The sequence below is a fragment of the Clostridia bacterium genome (genome assembly GCA_034926675.1).
In the GTDB taxonomy this organism is placed as follows: Bacteria; Bacillota; DTU025; order DTU025; family DTU025; genus JAYFQW01.
Genome location: JAYFQW010000044.1, coordinates 22,857 through 32,358 on the forward strand (window position 1 = coordinate 22,857; position 9,502 = coordinate 32,358).

The following is a 9,502-nucleotide window of genomic DNA, read 5'->3' on the forward strand; positions in this document are numbered from 1 at the left end:
TACATTTTACCGGCGTGTTCTGTCACTGTCAAGCCCCGATTTGAGCCTTGAGCCTTGAATCCCGAATTTTGAGTGAATTCCTGCGCGAGGCGTGACCGAATCCCGGACCGACAATGCCGACGGATCCAGCAGTGAGACGAGTTCAATGTCGATGGAACCGACGTTGAAACGGCGGCAGTGTCGATAGATTGGACATTGAGGCCCTGCGGGTGTGCGGCCCGGCAAGATGGACGATTGGGAGTTTGCTTGGGCCGGCATGTGGGGGAAAATGGAATGCACGAATCAGTGCTAGACGCGGTTTCCCAACTGACCCCGCCGAACGATGGAAGTTACGGGAACCGCGGTCACGGACAACGAATCGTCAATGTCAACGAATTGGACACTGACCCCACGGTCAAGGTCCAATTGAGTCGCATTGATCGCACGACAGTGCTGGTTTCATCGACATTGAGAGTTGGCAGAACCAGAAGCAGACGGTTGCCGCCGATTTCGCCCGGAGGCGCACCGGGTGCGTGCCGTTTTCGAGGTCGAATCCTGTGCCTATGAGGGTCTCACCCTTGGCAGGCCTGCGAGGCGCCCGGACCACCGGGCCCATCATGAAGCTCCCAACAACTGCTGCGCGTGGTTTCCTGTCCATTGCCGTTCGGTACTCCCTTCTCGATGCGAGAGGCAAGGTCATCTCTGCGAACGTGTGCCCCACTCTGCCAGCAGCTTCTTTCCCAAGCTTCCGCCTGGGTGGTATCTTGCGAAGTCTTCCGGACGAAACCCCTTGATTGTCATGAGTGCAACTGCAAGGGCATCTCCCATGGCGATAGCGGCAGTAGAGCTGTTTGTGGGGGCCAGGTTCAGTGGATCAGCCTCCCGCTCCACGGCGCACACAAGCCGCGCGTCGCTCGCCTGGGCGAGAGAAGATTCCGGGTTGCCCGTCATGGCAACGATCTTCGCGCCTATAATCCTGAGAGATGGGATCAGTCTGACGACTTCTTCAGTCTCGCCGCTGTTGCTTATGGCGATCACCAGATCATCCGCCGTCACCATCCCTAGGTCGCCATGGACTGCCTCAGCAGAATGCACAAAGAAGGCCGGGGTCCCTGTGCTGGACAGAGTCGCGGCGATCTTCCTGCCAACGAGGCCCGATTTTCCTACCCCAGTCACGATCACGCGGCCACGGCACGAAAGCGCAAGTTCAACAGCACACCGGAAACCATCATCAAGCCCATGTGCGAGTTCGGCAAGGATGGCCGACTCACTCATGAGCACGCGGCGTCCGATCTCGACGAGATCAGCCTTCTCCGAGCTACCCCACTCTGAGGCATCAGTCCCGGTCTGTGTTTGAAGATCCTCCTGCCCCATATCCCTCTCCTCCATAACGCTTGCACGTGGCGTCCTCAATTCCGTGTGCGACAGCTTCCCTCTCCTACTTTCCTGCCCGCCGCCGACAGCCCATTCATGGCATTGAAGTACATGGCACATATCGCCAGTGGAAGTCCTAGCCACGCGCGTCGCCAGTGATATTGACTTGAGGCTCTCCAGTGATGATATGCCCTGTGATCCCGCCGCTCCCGACTATGTTGACTGAGGCCTTCTGTGCAAACACCGACCCACGGAACTTCGTGTCCCCTTCTACGGAGATCGCATCGGTTCCAGAGTAGTACATGTGCAACTGCTTCTCGGACCCGCTTTCGTTCACCTTTGAGCCGCCGAGAGGTTCCCGGGGTTATCCACAATGTATGATGCAAGGGCATCAGCCCCGGACCTGGCGACGTAGTACGCCTTAGCATGGGCCTCATCTTCCCCCGCACTATCATTGGATACTTGGTTTTCTGCGCGCTTATAGGGAATCCTGCAGACAATCATCGCTGCATGTTCGCAGGCGCCGATTTCTCGCCTGGCTTAGCTGCCGTATTAGCTATCGGCAGACAAGCCAAGCAGGAACAGCGATGAGAGTGGGGAATATCTCTTTGTTCAGCTTCTAAACATTGTGCTGAGAATCCTGAGGTGAGTCTGGAAGATGGAACGAGCAGCGCACCCCCGTCGCCTTGCCAGCGGGGGAGCAAATGACACGCGGCTCCTCAAGAGTATCAATGTCCTGACTGTGCTTGATGTACTCCGGAACACACATGGGTTATCCCGGGCCGATATTGCGCGTGCGACTGGTTTGACACCTGCCACCGTGTCGAGCGTAGTCTCGATCTTGATCTCATCAGGGATAGCCCACGAGGTCGGCTACGGCGAATCGAGTGGCGGACGTCCCCCGGTCATACTGGAGTTCAACCCTCAAGCCTTCTACATCGCCGGGGTTGACCTCGGCGTCACCAAGGTGATCGCCGTCGTTGCTGACCTCGAAGGGACAGTGGTCTCCCGAACACGCCTGGAACTCGACGTTCAGGAGGGGCCGGCGGCCATCATCTCCAGGCTCATTGAGGCCACGCATGAAGCCATCGGCGCCGCAAGCACCGCATTCGGGGCGGAATCCGATGCTAGGCCAAGGATCGTCGGCATAGGGCTTTCCATGCCTGGCCTCATCGATGCTGAGCGCGGGATATCGCTGTTCGCTCCGAACATACCAGAATGGTCCGATATTCCCATCGTTGAGCTGTTCCACAAGGAGTTCTCCCTGCCATGCTGGGTTGAGAATGACGCGCGCGCCATGGCCCTGGGAGAGGCAATGTTCGGCGCGGGACGAGGCTATGAGGACATACTATGCGTGAACGTTGGCCGCGGCATCGGAGCTGGGATCATTGTGAATGGCGACATATACCGTGGCAGGCAGGGGAGCGCAGGTGAGCTCGGCCACATGACAGTCGATCCCAACGGGCCGATCTGCCCGTGCGGAAACCGGGGTTGCCTCGAGGTCATGGCGGCTGGTCCGGCCATAGCCGCGTCAGCTATCAGGGCAGTATCCACAGGCTCGAACACAAGGATACGTGAGATGGTCGGCGGGAGGATAGAGGCGATCACTGCCGAAGTCGTGTCGGAGGCCGCCAAGCAAGGAGATGCCCTGGCAGAAATGCTGGTGCGGGAAGCTGGTAGATACCTTGGAATCGGGATTGCTAACGCCGTGAACTTGCTCAGCCCAGAACTCGTAGTGATTGGCGGGGGAGTCGCCAGAGCAGGGGATATCCTCTTCGACGAAGTGAGGAAGACAGTCCGGGAACGCGCGTTCACCACAATGGTGAACCTCCCGGAGATCGTGCCCTCAGCCCAGGGTGAAGACTCAAGCTCCATAGGCGCCGCGGCTCTGGTGTTCGAGGAGATGCTGGCTCTGGGCAAGATTGCAGACCTCGTCCGCGCTACTGGTGCAAGCTGCGGTGTGGACTCAGCAACCGAAACCGGCGCAAGCTGCGGCGCCGACTCAGCAACCGCAACCGGCGCAGATCAGGCGTGAGGTCAGGCAAGGGCCCACGACGAGCACATGCCTGACCCTCGCGTTATTCATGGGTCACCGTGTGAACACACGGATATGCCGTCGCCGCCACCCATCGTGGCCGTCGAACTCCACTGAGATGGCATGCTCGGCTGAATCGACGCGGCTGACCCGTGCGCCCACAACTCGTTCGATTCCACGGTCGCAGAGCACCGTCAGTTCCTCCGTGGCTCCCGCCAAGCCCTCCACCTCGATATCGACTTCACCGCGCCCCCCGCGGCTGACCTCAAGCACCCGGATGCTTCTTGAGCAATCGCCCGGATCGGGCCTGGGAACAGCGGGGACAACCCACAGATCCACGGAATACCGAAACTCAGCTACTGCACTGTCGATCAGCGGAAAGCGGCACGTCACGTGCGCCTCCTGGCCGTAGTCGCGCACATCGTAAGTAGTCTCGCGGCCATCAACCATTACACCTTTCACCGAATTCAGGCTTAGGATCCCCGGAGAAAGCTCAATATCAACGGCACGGCTCCGGTCTCCTTCACGCCTGAAAGCAAACAGAGCACCGGAGAGGGTCTGCTCTATCTCGATATCGACGATGCTATCGCCGAATGGTATACGCCTGATCGATAGCTTGCCCCAGTTGGGCGGCAGATGAGGGCAAACCTGGAGGCAGTTTCGCGGCACATCTCGCCTGATGCCAAGCAGGCCCTCAATCGCAGGATAAAGGACCATGGCCTCCGACCACGCCTGATGACGACATACCCCTGCAAAGCGGTACTCCTTGCCATGCAGAACCTCAGGAACACATCCCCTGGCTTCGTGCCTGTAGAGCAGGGTGTTGTTCATCAGGTGCACGAACCCCTGCAAAGGGCGGTGATACTCGTACTCTGCCCGCGCCACCCATCCAGTGAATAAAGGCCACACACTGCCCTGATGGTATCCTTCGGGATCGAAGTCCGCACTAGATTCCCCTATCAGCCTTACGCCCCAGTCTGCGCTGTATTCGTGGGTTCCGAGCGACGATAGCACCGGTAGAGCCTTCTCGGTGTCAATCAGGCCGAAACACATGGGAATGGAGGCGAGACAGGTCTTGCCAGAACAGTAGCTGCCATCCTCATTCTTCGCAAATGCGAACCACCTCGCTGCCGGGTCCCAGAACTCCGAATTCAGAGCAGTCCTCACCCGCTCGAAACTCGCGCGCCACTTCTCCGCAAGAGCCGCGTCACCCACTTCCCGTGCCAGCCTGCTTCCACACCGGAGCGCCTCCGCCCACACGCCGGCCAGGTCGAAGGAGACGTATGTAGGCGATAGGGTTCCTCCCTCTATCCACCCGTGACCTACGCCCTTGTTCTCGATAAGTCCATCCTGATCGGTGTCGGTAGCGTAAAGAAAGTCCATGGCTCTCTTCACTCCATGCCAGTTGTCCCTGATGAACGAGACGTCTCCAGACGATCGGAGGTAGTGCTCCATCAGGACGACGAAGAGCGGAGTGCTGTCGGCCGCATCATAGTGGGCAACTCCCGAAGTGGTGATCTCATGGAATATCTTGCCGCTCGAGTGCTGATGGTCGATGAGGAGCCTCAGATTCTCGCGCACCTTTTCGGTATCCCCGTACGCATCTACGGCAAGCGCCGTGTACTCTGAGTCACGACCGAAATACCAGGCGTACCCAGGACGGGCAATAGAGAACGCTGTCTCGCCAGTCGTACTGTACCCCGCGAGAAATCCGCTGCCAATGCCCGGAGTAGTGGCATAGAACTTGTCGACGCCGACCTTCGCACACTGGTATCCTTCATTGAATGCCCCATCCGGACTGGATACGGAAGTCATTGTGTGCGCAAGGCAATCGTAGTAGCGTGCTGCTTGGCCCTGAAGATCACTTCCGTGCTCTATGAGAGCGTGAAGTACGCCCAGAACCTCCTCGCAGGAGCACTTGCCACCCGCAAACGCGCATAGTGCGGGTTCGCCCGGCTCAACGGTGCATGCTGCAGAGACTCTGAATCCATTCTCGTTCTCCCCATTGCCTCCAACGCCATCCTCAGTCGCCGCCGCAGCGCCCGCCCCAGCCATGCCGAACGCCATGGAGAACTCCCCGGTCCCATCTCTCACCAGGAGCACGTTTCGCCCATTGTTCATGCTCATGCAGAGCGAATTGAGGATGTGCAGTGGATACGGCCACATCACGCGGAGATCGGCCTCGAACTCAACTCGCACGCCCACGCTGACCGGGGTAGGCGAATCAACCGTAAAGCTCATGACAGCTCCCGGGGAATCCGCAGCGGCGAAAATCGTCTGACGGACACAATGCCCCGCCACTGAGTGCTCTACGGTCACCGAATCGGGGTAGATGACGGTCCGCCGGGCGGTCTCAGTCACTGGATAGCTGCGACCCGACACCTCAAACACGACTGCGATCCGCTTCGCCAGTTGCACAGGGTGACCCCATATCTCGTCCACGCTGCCGTCGGTATGCCCAAGAACTAGGCATCTTCTGCCGGCCAGATCAAAGAACTCGGCGGGGCCGCCGCTCAATGTGAAGCCAATGCCGCATCCAGTGGCAGCCAGCGCATCCGCTCGAGGAAGGCGAACATCTCCTAGGCCTCCATCGCCACAAGGGTCATCCGACCCGCAAGGTTTGATCCGGCGCACCGAAGCCGCCGGCCAGTATCTCGCCTCGCCATCGGTCGTCTGGCCCGCTACGTACGACAGAGCGTTCGCCGTGAACGACATCAGCTCCGGGTAGCGCGGTCCACCCTCTTCCGATAGGAATAGCAGCGATGAGATGGCAAGCACTCTTCCATTGCCACAGTGGTACTCCAGAATCTCCGGGACGTCGTGGGCTATGTGTATGAAGTTCTTTCGCACTGCCACAACACTGCCCTGGTTTGGATAATGCCCAGTGTATCCGGCCCGATAGTATGCCTTGCCAGGTCCCGACTGCCAAGTGTAGGAGCAGGAATCCATTCCCCTGAAGAGAGGATGGCTTAAGGCGCACTGGAATCCTTTGCGACGGACGAAATCCCATTTCCAGCCGTACCTCTCTTCCTCATTCCAGGCGCCTGAATAGACTTCGTCGAATGGTCTAGATTCAATGCCCAGGAGTTGCACAAGCTCACACGCGAGAAGCGACAGGAGGAGTCCTCCACCTTCCTTCAGGTAGCCGCCAATGCTGTCCAGCACATCCGATTGGGCCCGCACCGACAGCTTCCGAGCTGCGTGCCACCATAGAGCCGAGAATCTACCCAGGTCCTCCCGGCCCAAGGCATCCATCGCCACCGGCACGAGAGTTGGGAATCTGCAGAGCGCAGACCTCACCTCATCCGACTCCTCGCTCACTATCAGGCCGATTCTCGCGTCCATCGAACCCACGCCCTATATCCCCCCACCCGTAACAAGCACCGCAGGAAGGGCCTCCTCATTGAACGCACGTTCTTCTCCGTCCACTGAGACCATGTATTGATGCGCCAATGAAGAATCGTACCGCACTTCGATGCTGTGCCCGCGGTAATCGAGGTTCGTTAACTCAAACCGTTCGGCTCGGGGCGGAAGCGGAGCAAACCGCAAAGAGCCATCAGACGCAGGCCTGAGCCCCACAATGTACTTGAGGATAAGGTCCACCACCCACGAGTGCTGATAGTCGTCGATTCCCCTGTATGAACACTCCTGCCCAGAGAATGGGTTGTAGTGCTCGAAGCAGTTCGGCCTTCTGTGATCACCGTCGTAGAACATCATTCTTATGAAGCGCTCTACGAACAATGCGGCTGCCCTCTGTAGCTCGACATCGCCGAATCTCTGTGCTGAGATTGCGAGCGCTTCGGCAATATGACTGTTAGTCATCGGCCATACCCGGCCGTTCCACGGACAGTTGTGTCTCTTGCCCTTCCAGTCAGCATACTCGCTCGACAAACAGTCCTTAAGGCTGAGCGACGGCGCGGGGAACGGAGTCCAGAACTCCTCCGGGTCAAGGAGGTTTCTCTTCAGTCCATGAAGGTGCTCTTCACTCACGATATCGGTGAAGTACGGATAGAAGCACGTCGCCGTCCTGACCTTTGTCCTCGCCAGGGTCCCGGGATCCACGTCGTAGAACATCTCGTCCTCTGGATCCCACATCGTCTCCACAACAGCGTTCCTGATGCGGATACTCTCTCTCTCCCATTGCTCCGACTCGCTTGCGTTGCCCAGCATCAGCGCCATTTCGGACAAGGCCTTCTTGATGCTGTACACATAAACCGTCACGTCAACGCCCTTGAGCCGGAACTGCTGATCCATACTTCCGCCATCTTTGTCCGCGTCCTGACACACAGCTGTGTACCTGCTCGAGTACTCCTGCCCCGTCTCATAGTGGTTGACAATGTCGTACAGGCCGGTGTTCTCACGGTCTCTATCCTTGTCCAGATAACGCACGTACCGGCTCAGGATCGAGTAGCTCTGCGCGATGAACTCCATATCGGGGTGGAGTTCGTCAACCCCCATAGCTGCGGTTCCCCAATCCGCATGGTAAAAGAACGTGGTTGGCGACATCTTCACCGGGAACAGGTGCCCCCGGAAGCAGCCTTCATCGTTCTGATGCTCTCCGAAATTAAGCAGGCATCCGTGAGCTATCGATGGATCCCGCATCCAGCGAGTCTCGCGCATGTGGCACTGAGCGCTGTAGCTAATGGGCATGTGGAAGTAGTCAATCCCCTCACACACCGCCGGGAATTCGTAGTTAGGCCGACCTCCCTTGATGGTCATCAGCCTCAGCCCGTACCAACGGTACCAGTAGTAGTTCTGTATGTACGGATCGGAAATGGAGAGGTGCGGAAGCGCGTCAAAGTACCGCCTCCAATTCACCTCGCTTACTGTGATCGGATCTGAAGCGCTGTTCAGGCTGGCAAGAAGGGCTTCGTGAGCCTCAGCAACGCTTGGGCATACTGCCGCAGCAACGCATATGGAAGCCTCTCCTCCTGCCCGCACATGCACAGGGGTGTGGATGCCCATGTAGAGCAACCCTTCATCGCCCGCGCCGTTCGGCCTGGTCCCGTCGGAGAGGTCACCGGCCCTTCGCATTCTCTCGTAGAACGGCGTAAGGCGCCACTCGGGCAGATTCGCCGTACGCTGGCTCCAAACGCTGGCCCTCGACTGGATCTCCTTGTTGATGCCAAGGCAAACACCAGCTTGGAACTGGCTTGCTCCTTTCCTCCCCGTCCTCGCAGTCAGCGTAAAGGATAGTCCATTCTCAATTGGCGTCGCCTCTGTGACCGCTCTGCCGATATCGTGGTCCACTTCCTGAGCAGTCCAAGCAACCAGACTCAACGAGCGGTCCCTGTCGCCGGAATTGACAACCCTGATTCGGCAGGCCAACACGCCATTTTCCAGTACGGCCTTCTCCTCCACTACATCAAGCCCGTCAGCAGTGAATAGCTGCGTAAGAACGGCTGGGTTCCACCTTCTCGACGTGGCGTGAAGCCCGATCTCTCGGGACTCCTCATCAAGAAACGCGTAGGTGAACACGGGTTCGATTGAGCAGTTGTAGAGGCTAGCCTTATCCCAGAAACCAGGCTTGTCGAGGTAAAGCGGAAACGGAGGAGCCCAGATAAGCTCACTCCCTCCGCCAAGATACCACTTGTCGGTTCGCTCTAGGTCCTTCAAAACGTCCATGTTGCTACCCCCGTTACTTGCTAGCGTTGACCCCCGGTCAAATCGATGCCCTCAATGAGTGCTTGCTGGGCCAGGAAGAAGGCCACCAGCACAGGCAGCGCCACGATGGTCGCAGCCGCCATCTGATATGGAAGGTTCGAGCTATACTGGGAACTGAACATGGATACGCCAATCTCAACCGTCCTCATCTTCAGAGATCTGGTCACAATGAGGGGCCATTGGAACGCCTTCCACGAACTCATGAAGGTAAACACCATTACGGTGGTAAGCGCAGGTTTGGATAGGGGCAGTATGATTCGCGAATAGATTGTGAACTCCGAAGCGCCGTCTAGGCGCGCCGAATCCTCTACGCTCTCAGGAATTGTCATCATGTACTGACGGAGCAGGAACATGCCCCATATGTTGCCCAGAGACGGCACAATCAGAGCGTAGAAAGTGTCCACCCACCCAATAGAGTGCAGAATGAGAAAACCGGGTATCAACGTGACT

6 protein-coding genes and 1 pseudogene are annotated in these 9,502 nt (G+C 58.1%); 1 reads left to right on the plus strand and 6 read right to left on the minus strand.

Translation table 11 applies throughout. The features are described from left to right. Positions 1-394: 394 nt before the first annotated feature. The 3 genes and pseudogenes from VB144_10950 to VB144_10960 form a co-directional block, all read right to left on the minus strand. A complete protein-coding gene (locus tag VB144_10950) occupies positions 395-637 on the minus strand; it encodes a hypothetical protein (protein MEA4884149.1) in 243 nt (80 codons plus the stop codon). Positions 638-705: 68 nt separating this feature from the next. Beyond that, positions 706-1,254, minus strand: a pseudogene (locus VB144_10955) (SIS domain-containing protein). Between the two features lie 235 nt (positions 1,255-1,489). Then, positions 1,490-1,690 carry a hypothetical protein gene (locus VB144_10960; protein ID MEA4884150.1) on the minus strand — a complete coding sequence of 67 codons (201 nt, stop codon included), beginning with the start codon at positions 1,688-1,690 and terminating at the stop codon, positions 1,490-1,492. A gap of 321 nt (positions 1,691-2,011) precedes the next feature. Between VB144_10960 and VB144_10965 the strand changes: the two genes are divergently transcribed. Next, the gene (locus VB144_10965) at positions 2,012-3,388 is read left to right on the plus strand and encodes an ROK family protein (protein MEA4884151.1); all 1,377 of its coding nucleotides are present in this window, start codon (positions 2,012-2,014) and stop codon (positions 3,386-3,388) included. Between the two features lie 54 nt (positions 3,389-3,442). Here the strand turns inward: VB144_10965 and VB144_10970 are convergent, their stop codons facing one another. The 3 genes from VB144_10970 to VB144_10980 form a co-directional block, all read right to left on the minus strand. Further along, on the minus strand, positions 3,443-6,733 hold the full coding sequence (locus tag VB144_10970) for an amylo-alpha-1,6-glucosidase (protein MEA4884152.1): 3,291 nt from the start codon (positions 6,731-6,733) through the stop codon (positions 3,443-3,445). A gap of 12 nt (positions 6,734-6,745) precedes the next feature. After that, entirely contained in the window at positions 6,746-9,013 is a 2,268-nt protein-coding gene (locus VB144_10975; protein ID MEA4884153.1) for a trehalase family glycosidase, read from the minus strand. A gap of 20 nt (positions 9,014-9,033) precedes the next feature. Then, a partial coding sequence (locus tag VB144_10980) for a carbohydrate ABC transporter permease (GenBank protein ID MEA4884154.1) occupies positions 9,034-9,502 on the minus strand: 469 nt, incomplete at its 5' end.

Coding starts and splice junctions, on each gene's coding strand:
- VB144_10975 (MEA4884153.1), bottom strand. CDS start 9,013: ATGGACGTTTTGAAGGACCTAGAGCGAACCGACAAGTGGTATCTTGGC.
- VB144_10970 (MEA4884152.1), bottom strand. CDS start 6,733: ATGGACGCGAGAATCGGCCTGATAGTGAGCGAGGAGTCGGATGAGGTG.
- VB144_10965 (MEA4884151.1), top strand. CDS start 2,012: ATGGAACGAGCAGCGCACCCCCGTCGCCTTGCCAGCGGGGGAGCAAAT.
- VB144_10950 (MEA4884149.1), bottom strand. CDS start 637: ATGGACAGGAAACCACGCGCAGCAGTTGTTGGGAGCTTCATGATGGGC.